Here is a 26403-nt window from a genome sequence, read left to right as displayed (position 1 = left end):
GATTTTATTTTAATTTAATAAACAGTATAATTAATGCCTTTAATATCACTTGCAACGGAATTGATGTAAATCCATCCTTTCCCTAAATTGTAATACCACCCTTTACCTTCAGTTGAGGGTATTAAATCGCCTAATGTCACCTGATTTCCCCTGGGAGAAGCGTGTAACGGATATGCACACTTAACCGCAGGTAATTGATTGCCAATTAACTCTTTTACCCATGGAGCATCATCATTCAGGTTTTCCGGAAAATACGTGTTGCTGCCATAGTAAATATGAACCGCACCGCGTATAGCTGATAAATTTCCAAGCGTGGCTCCAAGATTTGCCTTTTCCAGCATCTGCCCGAACTTAGGCACAGCAACAGCAGCCAATAAAGCAATAATGGCAACAACCACCATAAGTTCAATTAAAGTAAAACCTTTATTATTTTCGTACATTTATTCTGTTTTAAACCTGCCTGAATTTTTTTTAAGTGTTTTTATTATGCTGTTCAGTTCATTAATTGTTTTTTTAACTTCCGACTTAAGCCCTTTGTTCTTTTTCACGTCCTTAGTCAGTTTATCAGATACCGCCATAATTTTGTTTATTGTGCTTCTGTCCTCTTTAACAAGGTTCCTTACCCCTGTTATCATGGCATTCATTGAATCAGCCAGGCCGTGAAGTTCATCACTCTTTCTGAATTTTACGTTTACGCATAAATTACCCTTTGCAATTTCTTCAGAAACCTTTTTCATCCTGTAAACAGGGCCGGCTATCCTGTGAGAAATCAGCACACCCGCAATACCTGCAATAGCCGAAAGGACTATTAAAGGAAGTATAAGAAGCTCGCTTGTGCGCAGGTATATTTCGCCCAGTTTTTTTGACGCTTCCGGAACAAAAAAGAACTCTTCAATGACATTCTGCCATATCACATAAAAAGTTGTAAATGATACGGTAAAAACTGTCACCAGTATAAAAAAAAGAAGCATTATTACAAACTTAAACTGAAATTTCTTATCAACTATATATATTTTACGCTTGTAACCTTTTGTATCCATAGGTTCCCTCCATTTAATAAGCGGAATAAATATTTCCATTAATATCAGAAGCAATAGAATTAATAAGCACCACTCCGTTAGTATAATTGTAATACCATCCCGTGCCTGCTGTTGCCGGCCCTTCCGCCGTACTTACAGTTACATCGTTCCCATAAGGGGGAGTGTCCGCAGGATGTTTCGCCTTAACATACGGGACATACCCGTTAAGCGCAGACATAAATGCAGGTTCTACTGCCGGATCTATTGAATCCGGAAAATTCATATTGGTGGCGTAATATATTGACAGCGAAGACCTAAGCGAAGACAAATTACCCATAGTGGTGCCAAGGTTTGCCTTTTCAAGCAGGTTCTTGTATTTTGGTATTGCCACCGCTGCAAGCAGCCCTACAATAGCAACAACCACCAGCAGTTCTATTAAAGTAAAACCTTTCTGTCCCCCTGTTTTCACCCTTATCCCCCTTTTATTTGTCGTAAACAGGGAACTTGGCGCAAAGCAACTTTACTTCCTGCCGTATTTTTTCTTTTAAAGCCGCGTCCCCGATATTTTTAAGGACCTGATCCATCCAGTCCGCTATAAGTTTCATTTCCCCTTCTTTCATTCCGCGCGCAGTGATGGCCGGCGTGCCTATCCTGATACCCGATGTGATAAACGGGCTTTCAGTATCAAAAGGTACTCCGTTTTTATTTAATGTTATTCCCGCTTCTTCAAGCGCGCGCGCTGAATCACGCCCGTTGATTTTGTTAGGCCTTAAATCCAGAAGTATCATGTGGCAGTCGGTGCCGCCGGTTAAAATTTTATACCCTTTTTTAAGAAGTTCAGCGGCAAGCGCCTGGGCATTCTTCATTACCTGCACCTGATAATCCTTAAAAGCCGGAGTCATAGCTTCCTTAAAACAAATAGCCTTTGCCGCAATCACGTGCATAAGGGGCCCGCCCTGCAGTCCCGGAAACACAGCGGAATTAATCTGTTTGGCGTATTTTTCTTTGCACATTACCATTCCGCCCCTTGGCCCTTTTAGGGTCTTGTGCGTGGTGGTTGTGACAAAATCGGCATACGGGACAGGGTCAGGAAAAAGTTTTGCGGCCACAAGCCCGGCGTAATGTGCTATGTCACACATAAGCAGCGCGCCCACAGAATCCGCTATTTCTCTGAATTTTTTAAAGTCTATCTGACGCGGGTATGCTGATGCTCCCGCCACTATTATTTTTGGCTGCACTTCTTTTGCTATTGCCGAAATTTCATTATAATCAAGGGTGTATGTCTCTTTGTCAACAGAGTAAGCGTGCGCCTTGTAAAGTTTACCGGATGAAGATGCCGACGCCCCGTGCGTTAAATGCCCGCCCGCCGCAAGGTTCATTCCAAGTATGGCGTCTCCCGGCTGCAGCATGGCAAGATAAACTGCCTGGTTTGCCTGCGAGCCCGAGTTTGGCTGCACATTAGCGTGTTCCGCGCCGAACAGCTGCTTTGCCCTGTCAATGGCAAGCTGTTCCACCCTGTCTGAATTGCCCACGCCCTGATAAAAACGTTTTGTCGGGTATCCTTCAGCGTACTTATTTGTAAATACAGAACCCTGCGCCTGAAGCACGGCTTCATCCGCGTAGTTTTCCGATGCTATCATCAAAAGTGTTTCCTGATTTCTTTTCACTTCATCCTTAATTATTTCCGCCACTTCACTGTCTACAGCTTCAATGTACTTTGTAAAATCCATTATTATTACCTCCGTAATATTATTTCATATTTTTATTTTCAACTGCTTTGATCTTGTTAAGCCGCCTGTCGTGCCTGCCGCCTTCGTATTGGGTGGCAATCCAGATATCAGCTATTTCTTTCGCTATATCTTTGCCTATTATCCTGCCCGGCATCACCAGCACATTACTGTCATTGTGGCGCCTTGTCATTCCGGCGGAAAATGTATTATCCACCAGCGCCGCGTAAATGCCCTTTATCTTATTGGCAACAATTGACATTCCGATACCCGTGCCGCAGAAAAGCATTGCCCTTTCAGAAGCGCCTTTAATAACCGCATCACAGGCAAGTTCAGCAAAATCGGTATAATCACAAGACTCTTCCGTGTATGTGCCGTAATCCTTTACTTCGTGCCCCTGCTTTTCCAGATGGTGTTTTATGAAATCCTTTAATTCCAATCCGGCGTGGTCGCTGGCAAGCGCTATTTTCATTGATTGCCTCCGGGAAGGGCGTTTATAAGAAACTCGTTTTCTGAATTAAATTTTTCAACTGCCTGCGGAGCGAAAATAATATCCCACAGCCAGGAAAGCGTAAATATGGTCACACCCGAAATAAAGACTGCCTTGGTCACACCGTAATCATATCCCGGTTCCGCAGGTGCAAAGAACTGCTGTACGCTCATTCCCATGATGATAAGGGAGACTATTTCCGCGCTCATTAAAGAAAGCCCTGTATTCTGGTCCTTGCCATAAAAATGGCCGGCGCCGTGCAGCACAAGCCCCGGAAAAATAGCTTTCTGAAAAGCTTCATCCTTATTCAAAGGAGTAATCAAAGAAGTCACTTCCGCGTCATCCGCTGACATGTATTCTTCTTCAAGCCAGCTTGACGCTGTGGTGGTGTGTTTAATATATCTTACTTCCCCCCACGGTATATTGGTCTGTACGCCATTGGGCAGTTTAACCGTAAGATAATATGAATCAAACGAAATGACATCCGCTTCAAACTTTTGCTCGTCTTTCAGGATAACCGTATCAGCAAACAATCCGGCGGAAAATAAAAAGATAAAAAGAGCCGCACTGATTATTTTTTTCAAATTGGCCTCCGAATATTTTTTTCAGCGGTAAAATAAGCCCGCTTCTGTTCCTTTTTATGGTAAAACGCCATTTTCACCCTTTTTTAAAAGGACTTTTCAGGTAAAACCAAAAAAAACATATTATTCAATTACGTATTTTAATTAATATATTATATATAAAAAACAGGGGCAGGTCAACAACGATAAGGGCAAAGAAGAATTCCGTGATATGAAATGAAACGCGCCGCTTTATAACTTAAAAATCCGCCAATTCCGGTCCGGTTTGCGTGATTAAATCCTGAAAATATCAATTAATACCATGTTTTTACAGCCCGCTGCGGGCTAATACTTGAATACCTGCTATTGCTAAAAATTACTGCTGTTCTTTCTTTTCCGGGAAAACGCGGATAACCACGGCGCTTTTTTTCTCGCCGTCAAGTTCCAGGTGGGTAAAGCCAATTTTGCAGATAAGGTCAATTCCTTCCGGGTTAATGTATTCGCGTGAAATGGCAACTGCTTTTACAGTCTGATTAATGGCATTGGGCCCCATTGCCACAATTTCAACTTCCTTTCCCTCCCTGATATTGTTAACTATTGACCCTGCCACGGATTTCGGATTGCTTGACGCTGATACCTTTAGCTTCATTATTTCCATATTATTACCTCCGCTATGCGCCTTGCGTCATTGCCTTATGCTTCGTGTGCTTTTTTATACAGGTCGTTCTTGCTGACATTGTATTCCGCGGCGGCAATTTTCGCGGCTTCGCTTTTAGACTTTCCCTGTCCTATCAGTTCCGCCAGATATTTAACAGCCATTATTTCATTATCTTCTTCCTGCGCTTTAACATCAGCCGGCCCTAAAACTATTACAAACTCGCCTTTTAACAAATCGCCTGTCAGTTTTTCAATTATTTCTAAAGGATTTCCCCTGAAGGTGCGTTCGTAAAGTTTTGTAATTTCTTTGGATACAGACACCTGCCTTCCGGGAAGCACCTGCGCTATATGTTCAAGCGTCTTTACAATCCTTGAAGGAGCTTCATATATCACAACCGGATACGGCAGTTTGCCCACAGTTTCCAGTTCCTTTTTTGCCGCACCCTCTTTTTTTTCAAGAAAACCGTAAAACAAAAACCGCCCGGGGTCAAAACCGGATACTACCGCAGCCGCAAGCAATGCAGACGCTCCCGGTACCGCTATTACATCAAGCCCGGCCTCTATTACAGCGTTTACAACCACATAGCCGGGGTCAGACATAAGCGGGGTTCCAGCGTCCGATACAAGCGCCACGTCTGTCCCATTATTGATTCTTTCTATTATCTCCGCCGTCCTGCTTTTTTCATTGAATTTATGGCAGGAAATTATCGGCGAATGTATATCAAAATGTGAAAATAAATTCCCCGTTACCCTGGTGTCTTCCGCTATGACCAAGCCGCTTGACTTTAAAACCTCCACTGCCCTGGCGGACATGTCTCTTAAATTACCGACAGGAGTAGAGACCACATAAAGTTTACCGGGCTTCGGCAAATCAGTTACCCGTCAGATTTTTTCTGTATTTTTTTATTTCTTCGGTTATATGCGTGTTCTCTTTTTCCATTGCCAGCGCTTCTTTATGCGTTATTGCAAGCTGTTCTTTCTTATATGTAAGGACGTTTACAAGTTTAAGTTTTTCTGTTTTAAAAGCCGCCTCTTTTAACCCCATAATAACGGCAAATAAAATAATCACTGCGGTTTCCGCCATTAAAGGCGCCACATCTTCCAGCCCGCCAAAAAGCCCTATTGCCCACACCGCCGACGCTGCTATCATAAGTGTTATCACAGCGTTTTTTGCCTGAAGATACACCGCAAAAATACCCGCCGCGATTATAAACAGGTGAAAGAAGATATGCCCGTATTTTGCCTCATCGGCAAGCGCAGTCATTACGCAGGAAAAAACAATTACCGCAATTGCAAATCCCACCACTAAATTCTTATTTTGCATACTCTTCCACCTCCAGCACTTTACCCGCTACCGCGCCCACCATATCAAGAAATCTTAAATCTTCCTGGTTAAAAACAGATGGTGAAGCGGAAGTGATTTTAAGCAGCCCCACTATTTCACTGCCCGCAAAAACAGGCACGCCTATAAGCGAGCGTATATCGTCGGATTTGTGTTCTTTAAACCTTATCTCTTTGTTCATATCCGATATTATTATGCTTTTTTTGCTTGAAATTATCCACTCATCAAAGTTTTTAAGGTACAGGCTTTCTGCGTCCCGTTCCGCCACCATTACGTCATTTTCCCTGTCCGCCGATATCTTAATGGATTTATTTTCTTTTATAAGAAAAAGCGTTATCTTTTTATCGCTGTGAAAAATTGAAATAATGCTTTTTAAAAGATAACGCATCTTGTCGCTGAACATTTCATAACGGCCTATTCCGCAGCGGATTTCATCAAGTTTTTTATATTTTTCCGCTTTATCCCTGTTTGCCTGAAGCCCGGCTTCAAGGCTTATTTTATGTTTAATAAGGGCATCATGTTCGCCTTCAAGTTTTTTTAATTCATCAGACATGGAACTTTTATGATAAGAGCTTGCTTCGTCATATTTTTTTACTATCATAAAAACCGCTATGGCGATAACAGCATCCGCAATGACCGGCCAGATTTCCGCCTTAAGCGCGGTTAACCTTAAAAACGCAAGGATATACGCGGCCGAAGAAATAAAAAGAACCGTCATGCCGGCTATAAATCCTGAAAGCACATAAGCTGCGGCAATAGAGAAATTAAGAATAAAAAGCACGGGAAGAATCCATTTTGGCCCCAGTTTCATAACGGCCGGAATTGCGGCTATAGCAAGTATAAAAGCTGAAACTTTAACAAGATTTTCAAGCACATTCTTCATAAGAGTCTCTCCATGTAAGTGTATTGAATGCGTTTATTAAACAGCCCGCAGCTCCGGTTAAGGCCCTGCGGGCTGTGTTTTATTATTTATCTTTAACCCTTCTATTCTCCCATTTCATCAAGAACTTTAATATTATCACGCGCTGTCTTATCAAGAGGTTTCATCTGTATTACTTTTGCCCACTGCGCCCTGGCATTTTTATAATCACCCTTGTTAAAATACGCGTTGCCAAGGTTATTAAGAATTTCTGTTTTATCAGGGTCAAGTTTTATTGCCTGCTGCAGCACTCCTATAGCTTCGTTATATTTCTTTATTTTAATGTAGATTGAACCAAGGTTGTTATAAGCCATGGCGTCTGTTGGGTCTATCCTTACAAGATTTTCAAAAGCTTTTGCCGCGTCTTCAAACCTGCCTTTCTGAAAGTAAGCAAGCCCAAGTTTTTTGTATATAAGGGCGTCTGTGGGATTTTTGTCTATTACAAATTCAAGCTCAAGTATGCCGCTATCCGTGTCTTTTTCGCTTAAGTACGCAAGGCCAAGCCTTTTTCTTGCTTCAAGGTTCATGGGATTTAATGCAACAGCTTTTTTCCACAGTTCAATGGCGTCTTTAGTCCTTCCCTTATCAAATTCTTCTTTTCCAAGTGTTACATAAGAAGCTTCAAGCTTGCCTTTAACCTCTTCATAAGCCGGCCTTAAATTAACCGCCACTTCCCATTCAGAAATCGCTTCAAGAATAAGCCCTTTATCCGCAAATACATCTCCCAGAGCCTTATGAACCACAGGGTCCGAAGGCGTTACAGAGAGTGAAAGCTGAAATTCTTCAATTGCATCATCAAGCTTGCCTGATTCGTAATACTGCATTCCAAGTTCATAATGGGATGCTGTTGTCGCACAGCCTGTCATAAACGCAAAAACCGCCGCAATCACCAGTAAATATCTTAATTTCATGTAAACCTCCTGAACCTGATATGGATTAATATTTATTAATAATAACACATATCATTATCTTGTCAATAACATGGTTTTACCTGTAAATACAGAATATTTGTGTTTTCATTAGACAACGCGGCAGCATAATAGTTGCAGGTGATTTATTGGATTTTCTTCGAATAAAATAAAGGGTTTTCCTTTGATGGGTATGCCGTCACAATTTAACACAAGACACATATGAGTAATAACAACTTAAAATCAACAGTTTACTGTTTCCTGGCAAATCGAAAACCATATTTTTGCTCAGCTTTATAAGGGTCATGACTGTAATAGTTATGAAGGCCAATCTGCAAAATCACTTTATAGTAATCATAATATCCCCCGCGTGCCATGCGGCCGCCTCCGTATTCAGGCCCTTTATAATCAGTAACCGCCCCTTCCGGATAAGCGCCATACCAATCCCAACACCATTCCTGTATATTTCCCGACATATCATAAATCCCCAACGCATTAGATTTTTTTTCACCTACAACATGCGTTGTATCATCTGCATTCTCATAGTACCAAGCTACCACATCTGTCGCTGCATCATCCTGATAGTCCGCAGTTGCTCCGCTTGCATAATTATATGGAGTCCAATTTACGCCGTCTATATAACTTGCCGCATATTGCCACTCCCCTTCCGTGGGAAGCCTGTAACCATTGACATTCCAATTCACATAAGGATAATCAAAACTGCCGGGAGTTGTATTTATGTTGATTTCATTTTCTCCGGCAGCATAACTGTTTTTTATCGGGTTTGAAAATGCCGCATCCGAATAATAAACCGGAATCAGACCCATTTTCTGACTATAGGCATTGCACCACACCATACAGTCACGCCAGCTTACACTTGTCACAGGTTCATATTTTTTATCCGTTGGAGGCAATCCAACATTTCCTTTTGAACCTTCTTTTCCTGGATTTTGAAAAGTGTATCCATTGATCAGCGCCCAGCCATATACTTCATACCACAACTCATAAGTTACTTCGTATTTGCCTATCATAAAACCGGAAATAGTATGTTGAAAACTATCCTCGTCAGTATAAGTCTGAATAAACGTCCCCCCCTGCACGCAAACAAGTGCTTCAGGATCAAACAGAACCACATCAGGCACAGTCTTTGTTGCCTCCACAGTAGGTATTAGAGTAGCAACGGGATCTGACTTTACCGGTTCCGAAGGTCCTCTTAATTTTCCACACCCCAAAAATATTATAAATACTACAATCATGGCAACAGTTAGTTTTATTTTCATTTTATAATCTCCGTTAAATCATAATACCTATTTATTTATTTTTTAACTTTATCATTGACCTTCGCAGTTGTGTCATTCCTTAAAATTAACTATATCATACAATATCCCCGAAAGAAATATTTTCATCATACCGCAAACAAGACACTGAACATCTGCCAAACAGAACAGATAAAAATCAATACTTTTTGTCATCCTTACAATATAAATATCTTCCCGCAAATAATAATCTTATATATTTGTTTTGTTAAGTAAGCTCTCTTTTCGATTCAAGTATGATACCATTTAAACTTAAGCAGTTTAAGTTGTCATAACTAATACAGGTATCGCCCTGTAATGAATGATTTTACCCGGACATTAAAAACCTTCACCTATTATAAAAAAAAATCGGAACAACTAATACAATCTAAAGCCTGCGCCTGCCAATACAAATATACACATTTATATACTATAATTTCTTTAATACTTGGAAACATACTTCTTTAAAAAAACGGGCAGAACAGAAACGCTTTCCCTGCAAACATTTCGCTCTTTTCAGCTGATGCGGCCCTGTGCGTGGAGAAAACAATTATCCTACACTGTAGTCATAACGTAATTTTTCATCTTAAAACGCTTATCTTGTCTTTTGCTTCATAATACGGGGTTTTTACAACTACAATATACGTTCCGCTGGAAACCTTCCGCCCATTCGCGTCCGTGCCATCCCACATGGTGCTGTATGTGCCTTCCTTGGTCATTACACCTTCAAACAACACCTTTAACAGCGACCCGTTTCTATTGTAAATTTTCACATACGCTTCTCCGCCTTCATAGACTTTCCATGTTATGGTGGAACGCTCCCCTTTGTCCGGTTCAATGACATTATCAATAATTTTTACGTCTTTCTCTGATATTACGCTTTTGTCAAAATCCCCGCTGCTCTGCCCCGTTTTACCGCATATGCTTGTGCCTTTTACAACCACCTTATCAATATCGCCGAATCCTGTCTGTTTGGGATAAAGTACCCTGTATTTTTTTGTTTCACCGGGAATCAATACCGCGGTGAACGTAAGAATATCCTTATTATCCGTGGCGCCATGAGGATAAATTGTAACCAGCGGCGGCTCTGCAAGCTCAAGCGTTGAATCTATTTCAAAGATAATGTCATCCGTATGCTCCGGATTAAATATCATCTTAACTTTGAAATCCGGCGGCGGCTCTTTAACGCACGGGTCAGGAGTGCTTGTATTTGTGGCAGTGGGAGTATGCGTGAATGTATTAGTAAACGTGAGCGTTGCGGTAAAAGTGGCGGTGCTTGTATTTGTGGGCGTCAGGGTAGAGGTGTTTGTATCTGTAAATGTCGGCGTGAAAGTCGGCGTAAAGGTAGCCGTATTTGTATCCGTAAACGTGGCTGTAAATGTGGGCGTATTGGTGTCCGTAAAAGTTTCCGTGAAAGTCGCGGTATTTGTATGGGTGAAAGTATTTGTCGGCGTGCCGGTATAAGTATCTGTCCACGTATGCGTGGGGGTATGAGTTTTTGTGGGGGTAAGCGTTTTGGTGGAAGAACTTACGACAGTCAGGGTTGGAAGCAGCGTTGCTTTGCATTCGCAGACATCGCATTCAGGCGGGCAGGGCGCGATTCCGTAAATATACCCGTCCATAGATGTGTATATATATGTGCCAAAACCGAAAGCGGGAGTGGTAAAATTTTCCTGCGTTGACGAACAAACGCGCTCCACTGCACCGTCTTCTATATCAATATAGTAATTGTTAAACGCGCATCCGTTTATAATCACCAGCCTTCCCACAACAATACATCCCATACTGGCAAAATTATCCACAAGAGGCTGTGTTTTCCATTTAAGCGTGCCGTCTGACGTCCTTATCGCGTAAACATGCCTGTCATCAGAACCTACATAATAGATTCCATCTTTTAACGCGCCGCCGCCGGCAATAAAACTGCCGGTCCTGTATGACCACTTAAGCGCACCGGTAACCTTATTTAAAGCATAAACCATACTGTTAAGCCCTCCAAAGTATATATTATCGTTGTCAATAGTGACGGAGGAATATATTCCGACTCCCATATCCCTTGCCCATTTCACAGAACCGTCCGGCCTTAAAGCCACAAGCCTTCTGGCGGAATTTCCCGCGTAAACGCTTCCGTCATCATCAACAGCAGGCGCGCCGTTATATGTGCATTTAGTATTGGTGGGGTTTTTCAGCCACACAAGCGAGCCGTCAATGGCGCTTACTTTTATTAAATACCCTTCTTTTGTGCCCGCGTAAATATAATCACCCGCAAGGGTGGCCCTCATTCCGTTTCCATAAGTGTATCCGTCAGGAAGAAAGGAATTATATGGCAATCCGGCAGGAATGCTTTTCCACGCGATGCTGCCGTCTTTTGTGTTAAAAGCGGTAAACCCGGAACCCCCGTCATATGTAAGGGCTATTATTTTATCCTTATACAGCACTGCCGCCGTATCCGCCCTGTTATTATGCCCGTTTGACCACAATGCTTCCCCTGTTTTTATATCTATCGCCATAAGCCCCGCCCTGCCGTGTATGTAAGCAATACCGTTATTATCAATCAAAGGTACAGCGCCTTTCCATGCCCAAATCTGATGCCTCCATTTTATACAAAGCGGTATGGATGTTTCAAACTGCTCGTCAGTATAAGCGTGATGTTTGGAATCCCTTTGATACTGATTCCATTCCGCATAAGCCGCAGAGAAAAAAGCCAGCAGAAATATCAGCGATAAAACGGCGGATTTTCTCATTCCTGCACCTCCGTCTTTGGCATTGTGGCGGCATCGACACTGTGCTCATCGCCCGTAGCAGCCGGGAATTCAATATTTTTTTCTATCACTTCCCTGTCTGTTTCATCCATAAATTTGTAATAATCCAGTTTTACTTTTCTGCAGATATCCGCCGTTGAATAGCCGTGCGACCGCAGATTAATAATCCGGGATACCGGGGATTTGGACTTTTCCGCTATTCTAAGGTAAAGATACATTAAATATGGGCTGTAGCCCTTTTTGGCAATTATGCCGATTTCGGATTTTTTATATCCCAGGTTTTCCAGATAAACGCGGTATTGTGACCTTTCTTTTGCCGCCATAAGTATATTATCGTCAATATGTTTGTCTTTCTTTATCTGGTGCTGGCCTGCCGATAACGGAAATGATGTTATAAGAACGATAAAGATTAGAACCGCTGTTTTTTTCATTTTTTCCCCTTTTATACTTTTTGTATTTATTTCCCCTGATGATAATAAGACAGAAAAGGGTGTGTTTTTGTTCCAAATAAACAGACATTCTTAAACGCACCTAAACAGGGATAAAACACCGTTTAAAAATAGTTGCCATTTAGCCCATTTTATGATATAAAATGTATCTGATTTGATATTTCAAAGGAGGCAATATTTATGGCAAAAAAGTGTGTGGTTTGCGATAAGCAGGTAGTAACAGGAAATAATGTTTCTCACGCGAACAACAGGACAAGGACAACGAACAAACCGAACCTTCAGAACGTAAAGATAGTTTTGAAAGGCAGAGTAACCCGTGAATGGGTATGCACAAGGTGCCTTCGTTCAGGCAAAGTAAAGAAAGCCGCGTAAACCTTAATCAAACAAAAAGCCCTGCGCTTTCGCGCAGGGCTTTTTTTATGCCCTTTCACAGACTGAAAGCCAGTCCCACGGATAAGGGGCCTTTATCCACGCCGGCGGATTTTCAAATTCAGTCTCCCAGCCGTATTCAGCTTTTTTTATCTCGTTTACCTTAAAGCCGTGATTCCCCATAAAAACAATAAACTCTTCCTTTAAATAATGCTTTGTAGGCACTCCGTTTAAATTAATAATACCGTCAGACACAGAAAATTTTTCGCTTATGTGTTCATATTTCATTGACCTTTTAAGGGCATCCGCGGGTTTCATGCCGTCTTTTAAGTTCCATTCAAAAAACCTGTAATTGGAATAAATTGCCGATTCCAGCGACGGTGTCAGAATTACAATTTTAGCGCCTTTTTTTAGTGATTTTCTGACGTTTTTAAGGATGCTGCTGCGTATGTAATAAGAAGCCACAATCAGCACATTCATCATAACCGCAAAGTCCGCTTTTGGAAGTTTAACCTTTGGATCCGCAAGGTCACATGCGGTGCAGTTTATATTTTTATGCCCGGCTGTATTTTTTCTTGCCCTTTCTATAAGGCGTTCCGACAGGTCAAAAGCGTGTACCTTTTTAAATAATCCCCCAAGCAGCGGAAGATAAACACCGATACCGCACCCAAAATCACACGCTTCCGCTTTCTTACTGCCGTACTTTTCAATTGTCTTTTTTATATTACCGCTGATGTCGCTTTTTAAAGATATAAAAATTTCTTTTTCATAATTATCCGCCACATTATCCCAGTACTGCCTGTCCATATTAATGCCTCCTTTTATTAGCCCGCCCTTTCTATTTCTGCCACACCTTTAACTTTTTTCAGCGATGCAGTCAGGTCGTTTATGTGTTTTTGCCCTTTTACCCTTACCGCTATTTCAATTTCCAGCATTGCGGTGCCCGCGCCTGTTGTATTTACAGAGATCAGATACGCTTCGTTATTGGTGACCGTGCTGACAAGGTCGTTTATAATTCCGTCGCGGGTCTTTGCCTGCACTTTCATTCTGCATGTATAGTAACTTTCGGAACTGTCATTCCACGACACGGCGACAAGCGGGGCGTTTATCCTGTTTACATCTATATTTTCGCAGTTAGAACGGTGAATGGATATGCCTTTTCTTGTGATTACACCCTGAATTAAATCCCCGGGTACCGGACTGCAGCATTTGGCGAATTTATACGGTATGTCAGAATACTCCCCCTGCACTATAATTTCACCCTTTAATATCTTTTTTTCCGCTGACGAGGTTTTCTGCTCCGGTTTGGTTATTTCTCCCGCGGCGCGCCTTAAAATATTGGCAATCTTGGTATCTGAAAACTCGCCGCTGCCTATTCCTGCCAGCAGGTCATCCATTTCTTTAAGGGTGTTTAAATCCAGAACTTTATTTATAGCTTCTTCAGGAACGGTTTCCAGCGAAATATTAAATCTTTTCAGGCGCGCGGACAAAAGCTGCCTGCCCTTTTCCACTGTCTCTGCTATATTTGTATTTGTCTTTATCCAATGGCGTATCCTGTTTTTTGCCTTTGTGGTTTTTACCGCCTTAAGCCAGTCCAGATTTGGATGCTGGTTCGGGCCGGTTAAAATTTCCAGCCTGTCGCCGTTTTTTAATTCATATTTTATGGTAACCCATTTGCCGTTCACCTTGGCGCCTATGCATGTATCACCCAGTTTGGAATGAACGCTGTAGGCAAAATCCAGCACTGTGGAGCCCTTTACAAGCTCTTTAACTTCACCCTTGGGGGTAAACACAAATACTTCTTCGTCAAAAAGATCCACTTTAAGATCCGTCAGAAAATCATCATTTTCTTTATTACTGCTGTTCCAATCCAGAAGCTGGCGCATCCAGTTATATGTCACGTCTTCCTTGGCGTCAAATTCCCTGTCTTCTTTATAACTCCAATGCGCGGCAATTCCATTTTCCGCGATTTTGTCCATTTCTGATGTCCTTATCTGAATCTCTATCGGTTTACCGCCGCTGTCCAGGACGGTAGTATGAAGCGACCTGTACATGTTAGACTTGGGCATTGCTATATAGTCCTTAAAACGGCCCGGAACCGGTTTCCACATGCTGTGTGCCAGGCCAAGTATTGCATAGCAGTTATTGGGCGTATCGGTAATTATTCTTACCGCCAAAAGGTCATATATGGCTTCAAAGGGTTTATTATCGCGTATCATCTTGTTATAAATACTGTAGAAGTGTTTTGGCCTGCCTTTAATTTCGCATTTGACGCCTGTCTTTTCAAGCTCGCGCCTTATGGAATCTTTTATCATATCCACGCGGTTCTGCCGTTCTTCTTTCTTTTCCGCGATTAAATTGCTTATTTCCCTGTAAGCCTGCGGATTGATTACGGAAAAAGAAATGTCTTCAAGTTCAGATTTTACCTTTGCCATACCTATTCTGTGCGCTAACGGCGCGTAAACACTTAACGTTTCCTGCGCTATCACCTTACGCCGGTCTTCGGGCAGATATTTTATTGTGCGCATATTATGAAGCCTGTCGGCAAGCTTTATGATTATTACCCTTATATCCTTTGCCATGGCCAGAAACATTTTTTTAAGGGCTTCGCTGAAGACCTGCCCTTTTGTGCGGAACACTTTCGCGGTCACATGGCTTACGCCTTCCACTAAAAACGCCACAGACTCTCCCGCCACTTCTTTTATATCTTCCACTTTGCAGTCGGTGTCTTCAAGGACATCATGAAGAAAACCAGCGGCTATTGTCACCGGATCCATCTTCATTTCTTTTAATATTTTTGCAACTTCAACCGCGTGAACCAAATACGGCTCCCCGGACATTCTTTTCTGGTTCTCATGGGCTTTTTTTGCAAACTCATATGATTTCTGCAGAAGCTCCACACCGCTTGGCGCGAAACCTTCGCAGATAGCTTTCATTTCCGCGTCATAAGAAATATTATCCATTGTTCCCCTCTACCGCCGCTTTGCACTGCTCATTTAATTCTTTTACCGCTTTAATTAATTCCTGCCTTATTTGTTCCAGCCGGGTATCATCCAGGTCCGCAGGTATTTCAAATGGTTTGCCATACATGAATCCTCCCGTTGAAAACGGAAGCGGTATCACCATTTTATCCCAGGACCTAAGCTCCGCTTTTTTATCGCAATAAAAAGCCACAGGAATCACTTTTTTGCCGGTAAGCTTGCCAAGATACATAACCCCATTATTAACGTTGCCTATGGGGCCTCTGGGGCCGTCCACTGTTATTGCCACATCCCAACCTTCTTCTATGCAGGTTTTAAGCTTAATAAGCGCCCCTGCCCCGCCGCGCGTGGAACTGCCCCTTACCATCCTGATACCAAACAACGAAGCTGCTCTTGCGGCAATTTCCCCATCCTTGTGCTGTGACGCCAAAGACGCAGTCTTTGTACCGCTGTAGAAAAATATTGTGGGGATAAGCTGCGAATGCATAAAACCATAAATATATATTTCCTTCTTGTTTTGAAAAGGCGTTAATCCGGTTTCATTCAGTTCTTTAAAACGCCAAGTTAAACCGATAAGCCTGATGAATACATACATAAGCGGTATGCCAAGGTTTAAAAACAATAAATTTAAAAATTTTTTCATATTTTTTCCTGTTAAACTTTATTATTTTAATCAATCATACCCTTAAAATGACAAAGGGTGCAGCACAAGGCCGCACCCTTTGTTTTTTATATTTTCTCTTTACGCTTAATTGAGAATATTGTTGTCGTCCTTGCCTTCTGTTTCATCTTCTTCCTCTTTTTTCTTCTTGCGGAAGTACATGTATATCGCAACAGCGCCGCCGATTAAAAGAAGCAGCATAAGCAATATTCCGTTGTTCATGCCTTTCTTGGGGGCCTTTGCTTTCTTTGCCGGTTCCGGAACAGGTGTCGGCATTGACATATCTTCTTCAGAACCCATTGCTGTTTCTGATTCGGACTCTATCCTGTTGGCTGCCTGCCTGCTTGCTGTTTCCATATCGCTGTCCCTGCCTAAACCTGCAACCGAGCCTGAAGATAATGAATCTTCATATTCGTTCTCAGCGTAAGCTGTCTTAGCCGCAGGAGGAAGCCCTAATTCGCGCGCCCTGTTTGCGGCGGCTTCTATTTCAACCGCGCTTACATTTCTGGGTATTATTAACTTCTGGCCTTCATCAAGTGTTTCGTACGAATCAAGGATGTCTCTGTTTGCGTCATAGATAAGCGGCCACTGGTACTTGTTGCCGTATATATCCGCCTTTTCCGCGATTCCCCATAGTGTATCCCCTTCTTCAACAACATAAGTTGTAGGAAGTTCTTCCTGCTGTGCTTCCTGGCCTTCCTGCATTACCTGTGACTGTTCATCAGACACCCCGTTCACTTTCTGGCTTTTGCCGCATCCGGCAAAAAATGAAACTGAAAGGGCAAAAAATACAACCGTAAGTAATAATATTGCTTTTTTCATGCTTTCCTCCTGAAATATTTAAAAAGCATTTTTTATATTTATAACATAGTATATTATTTTCTATCTTGTGTCAATTAAAATGGTAAGTGTCAGAATTTGATGTATAGTCCGAACTTGTGATTATTGCCAAGTTCGCCATAAGGAAGAAACGCGTAATTGAATTCATACACAGTCCCGTTAATGTCAAGCCCTGCCCCAAGGCCGGCGGCAATACCCGAAAAAGCCCGCTCTTCAGGGTTAAAATTGGTGCCAAACCTTCCGGATAAAATGTAATTTTCTATCCTCTGACTGTATTCAAGCCCCGCCCTTAAATTAATTCCGTTGCCCAGGTTATAATCTACATCAGCACCTATCCTTACTTTATTACTCTGAATAAACATGTTTAAAATCTGCGTGTACATACCCGCGGCAAAAGACATAGGCGTAATTCCGGAAGAAAAACTTGTGCCCAGATTCCTGAAAACAACCCCGAATCCGGTCTTATTCCATATGGTTTCGCCCCTGTTGGACATAAAATCAGCTTCTTCATGAACAATGGTATATATTCCGCCCACATCAACGGAAATTGCAAGGTTTGCGTAGTCCGAAGACAATGATTCGCCGCTTAACTTCAATGCTATTCCGGCTTTTAAATTTTTTGTAAATTCATTGTATAAAAGTTTTCCAAAATCAACGCCGTAGCCGGCGCCCAGCAGATAATTAAAACCGGATACTTCTTCGCCTTCGCCCGCGTAATTGCCCTGCGCGTCTTCAAGCGTGGAAGTTATTATTCCGGTATTCATATATTTAAGGCTTACCGCGAAAGAACCGGATTCCCCCATTCCCCTGCCGTAATATACGGAATCAAAAAAGGTATCCTGAAAATAAACGTCATGGACAAACAAAATTTCATTTTTTGAAATAAAGGATATGCCGGCCGGGTTTATGTCCATGGCATCAAGCCCTTCCGCCAGCCCTATATACGCACCGCCCATTGCCTGCGCTTTAATACCTGTGGGTAGTTTTAAGATATCCACAGCGGCGGTTCCGGGGCCTGCCTGTAATAGTGCCGGCAGCATAAACACAGATACCGCGCATGCCATTAATATTTTTTTCATATTTTACCTCTTATGTTATAAATTAATTATATCCATTATTTTTCCCGTAATCAACAGCACTATTTTATTATAAACAGTTTCCCGTTTATGGTCTGCCTGTCATTTTTTATTATGTAGTAATAGACTCCCGGCGATACCTTTTCTCCCGCTTTATTCCTTCCGTTCCATTCTATCCTTCCGATAACCCGCTTAACTTCAAATATTTTAAACCCTTCTATATTGAACACTTCAATATCACAGGGTATGGGAAGTATGAATTTAAGGGTTCGTCCGTGTGCTTTTTCCCTGTCCAGCGGGTTCGGATAAACCAGCACTTCTTCGGGGGTCGGCGTAAATGTGGGCGTTATTGTCCATGTGGGCGTGATTGTCCACGTAAGAGTTACTGTAATAGTCTCTGTAATTGTCCACGTCTGAGTTATAGTGGGCGTATTTGTGTAGGTAAGCGTAAGCGTTACTGTTGGTGTCATTGTGCAAGTGGCCGTCTGCGTAACAGTTATTGTTACCGTCCCTGTAGCGGTCTGTGTATTTGTCTGCGTAACCGTCTGCGTAACCGTCTGCGTCACTGTCTGCGTTACAGTCTGCGTCACTGTGGATGTTGCCGTTTTTGTAACCGTTTCTGTTACAGTATTTGTCACAGTAGCCGTTGACGTAAGCGTAATAGTTATTGTAGGCGTGGTTGTAGCCGTAAACTGCGGCGTGACCGTGTGCGTTTCCGTTATAGAGTGCGTCATTGTAATAGTCGGTGAATGGGTATGCGTGGCGGTAACAGTAAAGGTTATTGTAATTGTATTTGTAGGCGTGTTTGTCTGTGTCACGGTTTCTGTATTGGTCTGTGTATTGGTCTGTGTGGTTGACTGCGTTGCAGTCTGTGTATTTGTCTTTGTCACAGTACGCGTCACTGTCCCAGTCACAGTTTCCGTGACTGTGCGTGTTACTGTTCCCGTTACAGTTTGTGTAACCGTGGTTGTGTTTGTCTTTGTAACAGTGGCTGTAACTGTCTGCGTGACTGTAGCTGTCACAGTCTTTGTGACCGTCTGCGACCTTGTCTGTGTTACTGTCTGTGTTACTGTTTGTGTATTGGTCTGTGTCACGGTCTGAGTGTTTGTCCTGGTTATTGTATTTGTATTGGTCTGCGTTACGGTCTGTGTATTAGTCTGCGTCACAGTCTGTGTTGTTGACTGTGTAACCGTCTGCGTGACTGTCTGCGTCACAGTCTGTGTCACTGTCTGTGTATTTGTCTGTGTCACAGTTTGTGTGGCTGTCTGCGTAATTGTTTTTGTAACGGTAGGAGTGCTTGTAATTGTAATAGTGGCGGTTATGGTCTTTGTGGCGGACGGTGTTACCGTAGGCGTAGGAGCGTTTACCACAAGCACGCTGTTGCTTGTTCCGTTAATCTGTGAATCAACCGTGTCTGTTACGGTGACAGTCTGAATTCCGTTTGTATTGAATGTCACAAGGAACGCTTTAACGCCCGCGTCCCCTGCCGTGAATGTATAATTAGCAGGCAGATTGGCAGCCCCATCAGTTGAAGTTAAGTGCACCGTGCCTGTGTAATCTGAAACTGTGACACCATACGGGTCTCTTGCCCTTACCGTCACGTACACAGGAATTCCGTTATAAGCGCTTGACGGCGCTGATACGGCAAAAGAAGTAACAGGCTGTGAGATTATTTCCGCTGTGGAACTTACGTCATCCGGGCTTGTCATTGTGCCTGTGACTATGTGATGCAGTCCGGAAACTATTGAAAGTGTTAATCCCGCGGTTAAAGAACCATTTACGTTTGTCACGCCTTCAGGCGGGAAAACATATCCATAGTTTGTGGTGAACTTTACCGATACATTTTGGAAATTTCTTGTATTTCCGTTATGGTCAACTATCTGCGCTGTTATTGTTACATAAGAACCGGCATCAGCATATGTCTGGGAAACCGGCGACATTCTTAAGAACAGCCCTTCTGTAACAGTAAGGTTTGTTGTTCCGTCAGTTATAGCCCCATTACTAACGTTGTGCGCTGTTATTACAGCAGTACCTATCGCAGACGACCTTACATTAAGCGTAAGCCCGCCGCTGTCGTTTGCCCTGATGGTCAGATTCTGAACCCAGGTATTTCCGCCGTCAGATGAGAACCTGACATTGGCATTATTACTGGATACATATATGTTTTCGTCACCCGGAGGATAAGCCGCATTTAAAGCAGGAGGACCAGTCCTCCATCCATTTATATTAAGAAGTCCAACCTTCATCGCGCCAAGTGACATCGGATTTGGAAGTATGTTAATTGCATTTGCATAACCATTAGTCCCTGTTATGGCAAGGGTGACGCCCTGCAATGCTGTGGATGTAATACCCACATAGTTCCAGCCTACCTGATTGCTTGCCGTAAACCAGGTAGTAATAAGACCATTTGCATTTGTAATACCACTTGTCGGATTAACTGTTGATGTTCCGTTTTGCGCATAAGGAATAAAACCAACCCATTTATTGGCAACGGGATTCCCGTAATAATCCGTGACTTTTGCTGTAACTGTAACTGCCCTATTTCCTGTTACTACAACCGTATATTTATTTGCCCACCCTTCAAGAAGATAAGGGTCGTTTGCAGTTATGTTGGCGTAAGCGGTTCCGTCTGTCATGGGAACAGGTGCCCCTGATGTATCTTTGGCTGTAATTGTGATGCCGCTGTTTACCAAAGTATCCCTGTAATATAAATGCGCGACACCGCTTTTTAAATTGGTGACAAGCGACGATGCCCAAATTGAAAGGTTCTCTGAAAATTCCATTGTGGCGTTCACTATTGGCCTTGAAATTGTAATGGCAGCGCTTGAAAACGCGTTGTTACCGTTTACATCTTTAGCCTGCACCGTTACGGGGTAAGGTACGCCTGCTTCTGTGGTGCTTAGAAGCGGGCTTACCGTAAGATAAGTGGGTGCGGCATTATTAACATAAACGGTTGCAGTTCCGCTTGTCATAGCTGTTGCAATACCGGTGACCGTTGCCGTATTAGCCGTGGTATCCACCACAAGAATATTTGTCTGTTTAGAACCATCAAGAATTACGCTGCTGCTCCACGTTGCGCCGTTATCGCGCGAGAATGTCATGGTGGCGGAACTTGACGAAACCGTAATTCCCCTTGCGGAGGTTGTTGCCCAGTTTCCGTACTGGTCCACAAGTTTTACCGCAAGAGTGCCGGTAACGCCTGTCTGTGTGTTTAAAACATCCGGTAATATACTTACCTTTGCAGGCGGCCCTGCTATAAAGTTAACAGTTACTATCCTTGATAAATGTCCCATAGTTAATTCAACGTTTGCGGAACCCGCTTTTGTGGACTTTATATCCGCGAAAGCTAAACCGCTGGCGTTGGTTACAGCATAATTATTAAGGCCGGTCCTTACAGGGATTATAGTGTCTTCTTCCCTCTCGGAATTAAAATCAACTATGGCATACTGTACCGCAGTACCTGACGGAGTCCTTACAGTTGCCGTAATTCTTGCCCCGTCAACCCCGTTTGCCACTACATTATTTGTGGGATAGGCAGCACCTGAAAAGCTTCCGATTATATAAACCCAGTTATTTGTTGAACCTGCCGATACTCCCCCGGAATTAGCCGTGCTGTTTCCGGAAACTCCGCCTATTGGTAATGTATTTGCATTGGAGAAGATATCATGTATTGTTACTCCGCTGGAATCAGTGATTCTTATATTATCAAAGAAACCGTTAAATGTTCCGGCACTGTTTGTCGGCGCACCGTTGTTTCCTATGTTGCCCGTATCCTGCGAAAGTGAAATAGCCTCCGTTCTTCCATTTACGGCATTTATATCAAATACTCTGTGGTACCACTTGCCCTTTGAATAAGCCTTGGTATCCATTGAAGGATGAATTCTTATGCTATTCTGGTCCATTATATATGGTACAAAATCTCTTAACTGCCCGCCCGTCCAATTTCCATCCACTTCCATTGATGTATAAAAGTTGGAACTTGCATCCGGAACAAAAAGGTCATACATAAGGTAAGCAGCATTTGCAGGTAAAAGATAATCATCATCATTATCAATATTTACATAACAGTAAGAATATGTATTTGCCGCCGTTAAATAAGCTGTTAACATTATCGGCTGGTTGTATGACGTGGCCGTGGTGCTTACAAGAATGTTATTGCTGACGCCGTTCATTGAATTTACAGTATCAGTTGCTGTAATTGTCCACGTGCCTGCGGTTACAATTGACGCATCAAATATCCTTGTGCCATTATCCGCAAGCTGGAAAGTATAGTTGGCAGGTAATGTTTTTGTTGTTGCTCCGCTTGTAAACGCCACAGTTCCGGTGTAATTATCAAGTGTATTCGCAAACTGATCCTTTGCAGTTACCACAAAATTAAATAACGCGCCGGAATTTACAAAACTTGGCGCCACCACCACAAAGTGGTGCAGTATGCCTGCGTGCACGTTTATTTCATTGCTGGTGCCGTTAATACTTGTTTCTGAAGTATCAGCCACATAAATTCTTTGTATTCCCTTTGTGTAAAGCGTAACTGCCACAATTGTCACTCCCTGATATGAAGGAAGGAACGTTAAATCCGCCGGCATTCCCGACGGTGTGTAAGGGTCAGTGGTGGTAAAATTAACCTGCCCGGTATACCCGGTCACTATATTATTAAACGAGTCCTTTGCAGTAACAGTTATATAGAACAAGCCGCCCGCAGTTACATCTGACGGCGCGGAAACAGTAAAGTTTGTGGGCATTGCGGATACCACGTTTACCGTATCAGTACCCGTGATTGACGGAATGACTGTATCAGTGGATGTAATAGACTGCGTGCCTGTGTTGTTTATGATTACCTGGAATATATGCACGCCAAAATCTGTTGTCGCCACATAGGTGTAGTCGCCCGGAAGCGCGTATAAAGAAGCGCTTGTGGTAAAGTGAACCGTGCCTTCATAATTTTCCGCAGTCAAATCGCCGTATGCCGCGGTTGTTTTTGCGGTGACCGTTATAAAGAAGGCAACCCCCGCGGTGACTGTATCCGGTGCTTCAACCAGAAGGCTTCCCGTTACCATTGTCGGCGTGGATGAAGGCGTTGCCGTTGGTGTTGCCGTTATTGTAATTGTGGGGGTTACTGTCTGCGTCACAGTCTGCGTATTGGTCTGTGTTATTGTCCCTGTTATAGTCTGCGTATTGGTCTGTGTTACAGTCCGCGTATTTGTGCGCGTCACCGTACGGGTGGATGTGGCAGTAACAGTCCTTGTATTTGTAAGCGTTACCGTCCTTGTACTTGTAGGCGTTGCCGTAATTGTTATTGTAAATGTAATCGTGGGCGTTGCGGTCTGTGTTATCGTTCCGGTTACCGTCTGCGTTACCGTCTGCGTATTAGTCTGTGTAACAGTCCCGGTAACTGTCTGCGTATTGGTCCGTGTCACAGTCCCGGTAGCTGTCTGCGTATTGGTCTGCGTGACTGTCTGTGTGTTGGTCCGTGTAATAGTACCGGTAACTGTCTGTGTGTTTGTCTGCGTGACGGTCTGTGTATCAGTCTGAGTAACCGTAGGCGTTACCGTGCCCGTAATTGTCTTTGTTATCGTCCATGTGGTGCTGGGTGTGGATGTCTGCGTAATCGTCTGTGTATTGGTCTGTGTATTTGTCCCGGTAACAGTCTGCGTAGTGGTTTCTGTTACAGTCTGTGTATTTGTAAGCGTTACCGTAGGTGTAAATGTTGGCGTATTAGTCTGTGTCACCGTCTGCGTCACAGTCTGCGTGGCTGTCGGCGTGGAGGTTTCTGTTACTGTACCCGTTACCGTTTCTGTTACCGTGCCCGTTACTGTCTGTGTAACTGTGGGTGTTACTGTATCAGTGGGCGTGTCTGTGGAAGTCATTGTAATTGACGGCGTGGGTGTTATTGTCGGCGAATTGGTAAACGTGGGCGTTATTGTGTATGTTGGCGCCGGATATTCTGTCCAGCTTAAAGTCACGCTGTTTATAAACGGGGATATAAAATTGTCATAAGTCCTTAATACCGCTTTCCATAATATGTCTGTCCCCTGGTCGGCTGGCCGGCTGTCAAATGATATTCCTGTCCCCGGCGTTACCTGTATCCACGTGGCTCCATTATTTGATGACAGGGAAAAAACTATCTCTTCATTATTAAGAGTGTAATTTGCACTTAATGTTATTGAACTGTAATTGGCAAAATAATGCGCCACAGATATTGACTGCAGCGTCCCCGGCGATGTGTACGCCAGACCGTAAACATTTAGTTTGGCGTTATCCCCCGCCACTATCCAGTACTCCCCGTTATATTTTGCCGTGTTTATTGTTACCGCGCCAAATTTATCCAGCTGCGAACTTAAATCCGCATACGTGTATCCGACTGTAGAATCACCGGTTATGCTGTTTATCTTTGCGCTGCCGCCAGCCACAAAAAATTTCTTTGCGTTGCCGTCATAATCCATTCCGTATAAGTTGTTGGCTCCGGTGCCTGTTAAATCACCGCTTCTGTCATTCATTGCGCCAAACCAAAAATCCGCCATTTTTCCGCTGTCGCAAGCTATTTTCATTGTAGCGGTAAAAGTATCGTCCTGATCCCATACTATCCTGTTTACATTATAATATCCGCCCAGCGCGCCGGCTAAATCCGCCCTTAAATCCGTATATGTTAAATTGCCGTCATAAAATCCTATATTCCCCGAAGCGCCGCCTATCATTACATCCCCGTTTGACGGCCCCCTGTATGTTATTGTGTTTACAGACGCGCCGGATGTCCATCCGCCGCCGCTTAAAACAGAGCTTCTGTCAGTAAAAACAACCCCGTCTGTGCTGGTCTTTAAATAATTATTGTCCCCGCCTAAATACCACATACTGTTTGCCCATTCTATAGCGTTTACCGCGTATCCGCCAAATGCCAGCTGCGTGGTCCTTAAAGTGAATGTTGTACCGTCATATGATGCCAGTTTGCCGTCTGCCCCGCCTATCAGCCAGTAGCTTCCGTTCCATCTTACCGACAGTACATTGCTGTCGCCAAAACCCAGTGCTGCTTTTAAATCCGTAAACGTTGTGCCGTCATACCTGTTTATGCACCCCTTATTTCCCACTATAAGCCAGTAGCTGCCGTTCCAGTCAGACGCTTTTATATTTTCTTTTCCAAAATCCTTTATGCTTTTTGAAAGGTCGGTGTTTACCGGGCTTGTGGCTGTGCCTGTCCTTGAATAAAACTTTCCGTTCTGCCCGCCCAGTAAATTAAGCCCGCCTGCATTACTTTCTATCGCCCAGATTGGGCCAGACGTGAAATACGCCGGGTTTGTCTGAAGGTTGAATGTGTTTAAATCTGTGGAAGTGTATAATGCCGTGGCCGAACCGTTTGCGCCGCCTATTAACCAATAGCTGCCATTCCACTTTATTTTGTATACCGCGGACATTGTGATGCTTGTGCTTTTATTTGTAAAATTCTGTCCGTCTGCTGACGACGCTATTCTTCCGCCGCCGCCCACAAGCCATGTGGTTCCGTTCCATTCCAGTGTGTTTATGTCATACGTTCCGCCCAGTGCGGTTGCAAGCGCAGATGAATGGTCGCTCCACGTTGTTGAGCCGTCGTACTTTACTATCTTTCCCCCCTTTCCCGCTATTAACCAGTAACTGCCGTTCCACTTTACCGCCAGGACATCATTTGTTCCAAAATTTAACTGCGCCTTTAAGTCTGTCCATGTGGTCCCGTTAAAACTGTTCAGCGAACCGCTTGTTCCGCCTACCATCCAGTATGTCGTCGGCGTGTTCTTGTATCCAATTGCCCTGATGTCGCCCGAGAAATTCTGAAGGCCTGCGGAATAATCTGTCCAGGTTGTTGTGCCGTTCCACCCTTTTACCTTACCGCCGGCGCCGCCTATTAACCAGCTGCTTCCGTTGTGCCATACTGTATAAATATTATCAGTGCCAAAACCCGCTTCCACACTTAAGTTAACAAAATGCGAGCCGTCATAACTGTTTATTTTTCCGCCGTCACCGGCTATTACCCATGTGCCAACCCCGTCATATTTTATCGCTTCTATGCCGCCGCCCCAGTTTATTACACCGGTAGTTTCCGCAAACCGCGGCTCTCTTAACAAAATCCCCTGATTGTTTACAGTATCCCAGTTTGCAGTTGTGGCAGAATTATCCTTAAAATTGTCTGTTGTGAAGTTTTCGGTGTAGGTGGTTGCCGAATATATAATAGAAGAGATAAAAAGTAATATCAAAGTTATAAAAATAGACCTTTTTTTAGTCTTATTAAATTTCATTTAACACTCCGATTTTTTACCGCCCCATTACACACAAATAATACCTTAACATAATCATAAAATCAACAGAAAAATCGTTTAACTTACCGA

The 26403-nt window shown here is 43.3% G+C and carries 21 protein-coding genes; 1 reads left to right on the top strand and 20 read right to left on the bottom strand.

Annotated elements, in window-relative coordinates; all coding sequences use genetic code 11:
• Window positions 1-14: 14 nt before the first annotated feature.
• From CVV21_03445 to CVV21_03380, 14 genes are all read right to left on the bottom strand, one after another.
• Window positions 15-440, bottom strand: a complete 426-nt coding sequence (locus CVV21_03445) for a hypothetical protein (protein ID PKL92378.1) — start codon at window positions 438-440, stop codon at window positions 15-17.
• Window positions 441-1079 (bottom strand): hypothetical protein, encoded by a 639-nt coding sequence (locus CVV21_03440; protein ID PKL92377.1) that lies wholly within the window; start codon window positions 1077-1079, stop codon window positions 441-443. It lies immediately after the preceding gene.
• Window positions 1054-1518: a hypothetical protein gene (locus CVV21_03435; GenBank protein PKL92376.1), complete on the bottom strand. Its 465-nt coding sequence runs from the start codon at window positions 1516-1518 to the stop codon at window positions 1054-1056. The genes CVV21_03440 and CVV21_03435 overlap by 26 nt, the downstream gene beginning before the upstream one ends.
• Window positions 1502-2749 carry a serine hydroxymethyltransferase gene (locus CVV21_03430; GenBank protein ID PKL92375.1) on the bottom strand — a complete coding sequence of 416 codons (1248 nt, stop codon included), beginning with the start codon at window positions 2747-2749 and terminating at the stop codon, window positions 1502-1504. Before CVV21_03430 ends, CVV21_03435 begins: the two co-directional genes overlap by 17 nt.
• A gap of 19 nt (window positions 2750-2768) precedes the next feature.
• Window positions 2769-3218 (bottom strand): ribose 5-phosphate isomerase B, encoded by a 450-nt coding sequence (gene rpiB / locus CVV21_03425; protein PKL92374.1) that lies wholly within the window; start codon window positions 3216-3218, stop codon window positions 2769-2771.
• Window positions 3215-3820 carry a hypothetical protein gene (locus tag CVV21_03420; GenBank protein ID PKL92373.1) on the bottom strand — a complete coding sequence of 202 codons (606 nt, stop codon included), beginning with the start codon at window positions 3818-3820 and terminating at the stop codon, window positions 3215-3217. Before CVV21_03420 ends, rpiB begins: the two co-directional genes overlap by 4 nt.
• A 352-nt stretch (window positions 3821-4172) precedes the next feature.
• Complete coding sequence (locus CVV21_03415) at window positions 4173-4454, bottom strand: stage V sporulation protein S (GenBank protein ID PKL92372.1); 282 nt, start codon at window positions 4452-4454, stop codon at window positions 4173-4175.
• A 35-nt stretch (window positions 4455-4489) separates the two neighbouring features.
• Window positions 4490-5266, bottom strand: a complete 777-nt coding sequence (rsmI, locus tag CVV21_03410; GenBank protein ID PKL92371.1) for a 16S rRNA (cytidine(1402)-2'-O)-methyltransferase — start codon at window positions 5264-5266, stop codon at window positions 4490-4492.
• Between the two features lie 58 nt (window positions 5267-5324).
• The gene (locus CVV21_03405) at window positions 5325-5777 is read right to left on the bottom strand and encodes a hypothetical protein (protein PKL92370.1); all 453 of its coding nucleotides are present in this window, start codon (window positions 5775-5777) and stop codon (window positions 5325-5327) included.
• On the bottom strand, window positions 5767-6678 hold the full coding sequence (locus CVV21_03400) for a hypothetical protein (protein PKL92369.1): 912 nt from the start codon (window positions 6676-6678) through the stop codon (window positions 5767-5769). Before CVV21_03400 ends, CVV21_03405 begins: the two co-directional genes overlap by 11 nt.
• A gap of 101 nt (window positions 6679-6779) precedes the next feature.
• On the bottom strand, window positions 6780-7625 hold the full coding sequence (locus tag CVV21_03395; GenBank protein ID PKL92368.1) for a hypothetical protein: 846 nt from the start codon (window positions 7623-7625) through the stop codon (window positions 6780-6782).
• A 248-nt stretch (window positions 7626-7873) separates the two neighbouring features.
• Window positions 7874-8902, bottom strand: coding sequence for a hypothetical protein (locus tag CVV21_03390; protein PKL92367.1), 1029 nt, complete (start codon window positions 8900-8902; stop codon window positions 7874-7876).
• A 596-nt stretch (window positions 8903-9498) separates the two neighbouring features.
• On the bottom strand, window positions 9499-11658 hold the full coding sequence (locus CVV21_03385) for a hypothetical protein (protein PKL92366.1): 2160 nt from the start codon (window positions 11656-11658) through the stop codon (window positions 9499-9501).
• Window positions 11655-12107: a hypothetical protein gene (locus tag CVV21_03380; protein ID PKL92365.1), complete on the bottom strand. Its 453-nt coding sequence runs from the start codon at window positions 12105-12107 to the stop codon at window positions 11655-11657. The genes CVV21_03385 and CVV21_03380 overlap by 4 nt, the downstream gene beginning before the upstream one ends.
• A 198-nt stretch (window positions 12108-12305) precedes the next feature.
• Between CVV21_03380 and rpmB the strand changes: the two genes are divergently transcribed.
• Window positions 12306-12497, top strand: coding sequence for a 50S ribosomal protein L28 (gene rpmB, locus CVV21_03375; GenBank protein ID PKL92364.1), 192 nt, complete (start codon window positions 12306-12308; stop codon window positions 12495-12497).
• Between the two features lie 45 nt (window positions 12498-12542).
• On the opposite strand, the gene CVV21_03370 is transcribed toward rpmB, so the two are convergent.
• From CVV21_03370 to CVV21_03345, 6 genes are all read right to left on the bottom strand, one after another.
• A complete protein-coding gene (locus CVV21_03370; protein ID PKL92363.1) occupies window positions 12543-13301 on the bottom strand; it encodes a hypothetical protein in 759 nt (252 codons plus the stop codon).
• A 17-nt stretch (window positions 13302-13318) separates the two neighbouring features.
• Window positions 13319-15457 (bottom strand): hypothetical protein, encoded by a 2139-nt coding sequence (locus CVV21_03365; GenBank protein ID PKL92362.1) that lies wholly within the window; start codon window positions 15455-15457, stop codon window positions 13319-13321.
• Complete coding sequence (locus tag CVV21_03360) at window positions 15450-16118, bottom strand: hypothetical protein (GenBank protein PKL92361.1); 669 nt, start codon at window positions 16116-16118, stop codon at window positions 15450-15452. Before CVV21_03360 ends, CVV21_03365 begins: the two co-directional genes overlap by 8 nt.
• 105 nt (window positions 16119-16223) lie before the next feature.
• Entirely contained in the window at window positions 16224-16958 is a 735-nt protein-coding gene (locus tag CVV21_03355) for a hypothetical protein (GenBank protein PKL92360.1), read from the bottom strand.
• Between the two features lie 89 nt (window positions 16959-17047).
• Window positions 17048-18055 (bottom strand): hypothetical protein, encoded by a 1008-nt coding sequence (locus CVV21_03350; protein ID PKL92359.1) that lies wholly within the window; start codon window positions 18053-18055, stop codon window positions 17048-17050.
• Between the two features lie 59 nt (window positions 18056-18114).
• Entirely contained in the window at window positions 18115-26313 is an 8199-nt protein-coding gene (locus tag CVV21_03345; protein PKL92358.1) for a hypothetical protein, read from the bottom strand.
• Window positions 26314-26403 lie beyond the last annotated feature (90 nt).

The sequence above is a fragment of the Candidatus Goldiibacteriota bacterium HGW-Goldbacteria-1 genome, from assembly GCA_002839855.1.
Classification (GTDB): Bacteria; Oederibacteriota; PGYV01; order PGYV01; family PGYV01; genus PGYV01.
Note: the sequence above shows the minus strand (reverse complement) of the source record. Positions and strands in the feature narration are given on the sequence as shown.

What these genes read in the sequence shown, in the direction of transcription:
- CVV21_03445 (PKL92378.1), bottom strand. Translation starts at nt 440, where the DNA reads ATGTACGAAAATAATAAAGGTTTTACTTTAATTGAACTTATGGTGGTT.
- CVV21_03440 (PKL92377.1), bottom strand. Translation starts at nt 1,079, where the DNA reads ATGGAAATATTTATTCCGCTTATTAAATGGAGGGAACCTATGGATACA.
- CVV21_03430 (PKL92375.1), bottom strand. Translation starts at nt 2,749, where the DNA reads ATGGATTTTACAAAGTACATTGAAGCTGTAGACAGTGAAGTGGCGGAA.
- rpiB (PKL92374.1), bottom strand. Translation starts at nt 3,218, where the DNA reads ATGAAAATAGCGCTTGCCAGCGACCACGCCGGATTGGAATTAAAGGAT.
- CVV21_03415 (PKL92372.1), bottom strand. Translation starts at nt 4,454, where the DNA reads ATGGAAATAATGAAGCTAAAGGTATCAGCGTCAAGCAATCCGAAATCC.
- rsmI (PKL92371.1), bottom strand. Translation starts at nt 5,266, where the DNA reads ATGTCCGCCAGGGCAGTGGAGGTTTTAAAGTCAAGCGGCTTGGTCATA.
- CVV21_03405 (PKL92370.1), bottom strand. Translation starts at nt 5,777, where the DNA reads ATGCAAAATAAGAATTTAGTGGTGGGATTTGCAATTGCGGTAATTGTT.
- CVV21_03400 (PKL92369.1), bottom strand. Translation starts at nt 6,678, where the DNA reads ATGAAGAATGTGCTTGAAAATCTTGTTAAAGTTTCAGCTTTTATACTT.
- CVV21_03395 (PKL92368.1), bottom strand. Translation starts at nt 7,625, where the DNA reads ATGAAATTAAGATATTTACTGGTGATTGCGGCGGTTTTTGCGTTTATG.
- CVV21_03390 (PKL92367.1), bottom strand. Translation starts at nt 8,902, where the DNA reads ATGAAAATAAAACTAACTGTTGCCATGATTGTAGTATTTATAATATTT.
- CVV21_03385 (PKL92366.1), bottom strand. Translation starts at nt 11,658, where the DNA reads ATGAGAAAATCCGCCGTTTTATCGCTGATATTTCTGCTGGCTTTTTTC.
- CVV21_03380 (PKL92365.1), bottom strand. Translation starts at nt 12,107, where the DNA reads ATGAAAAAAACAGCGGTTCTAATCTTTATCGTTCTTATAACATCATTT.
- rpmB (PKL92364.1), top strand. Translation starts at nt 12,306, where the DNA reads ATGGCAAAAAAGTGTGTGGTTTGCGATAAGCAGGTAGTAACAGGAAAT.
- CVV21_03370 (PKL92363.1), bottom strand. Translation starts at nt 13,301, where the DNA reads ATGGACAGGCAGTACTGGGATAATGTGGCGGATAATTATGAAAAAGAA.
- CVV21_03365 (PKL92362.1), bottom strand. Translation starts at nt 15,457, where the DNA reads ATGGATAATATTTCTTATGACGCGGAAATGAAAGCTATCTGCGAAGGT.
- CVV21_03360 (PKL92361.1), bottom strand. Translation starts at nt 16,118, where the DNA reads ATGAAAAAATTTTTAAATTTATTGTTTTTAAACCTTGGCATACCGCTT.
- CVV21_03355 (PKL92360.1), bottom strand. Translation starts at nt 16,958, where the DNA reads ATGAAAAAAGCAATATTATTACTTACGGTTGTATTTTTTGCCCTTTCA.
- CVV21_03350 (PKL92359.1), bottom strand. Translation starts at nt 18,055, where the DNA reads ATGAAAAAAATATTAATGGCATGCGCGGTATCTGTGTTTATGCTGCCG.
- CVV21_03345 (PKL92358.1), bottom strand. Translation starts at nt 26,313, where the DNA reads ATGAAATTTAATAAGACTAAAAAAAGGTCTATTTTTATAACTTTGATA.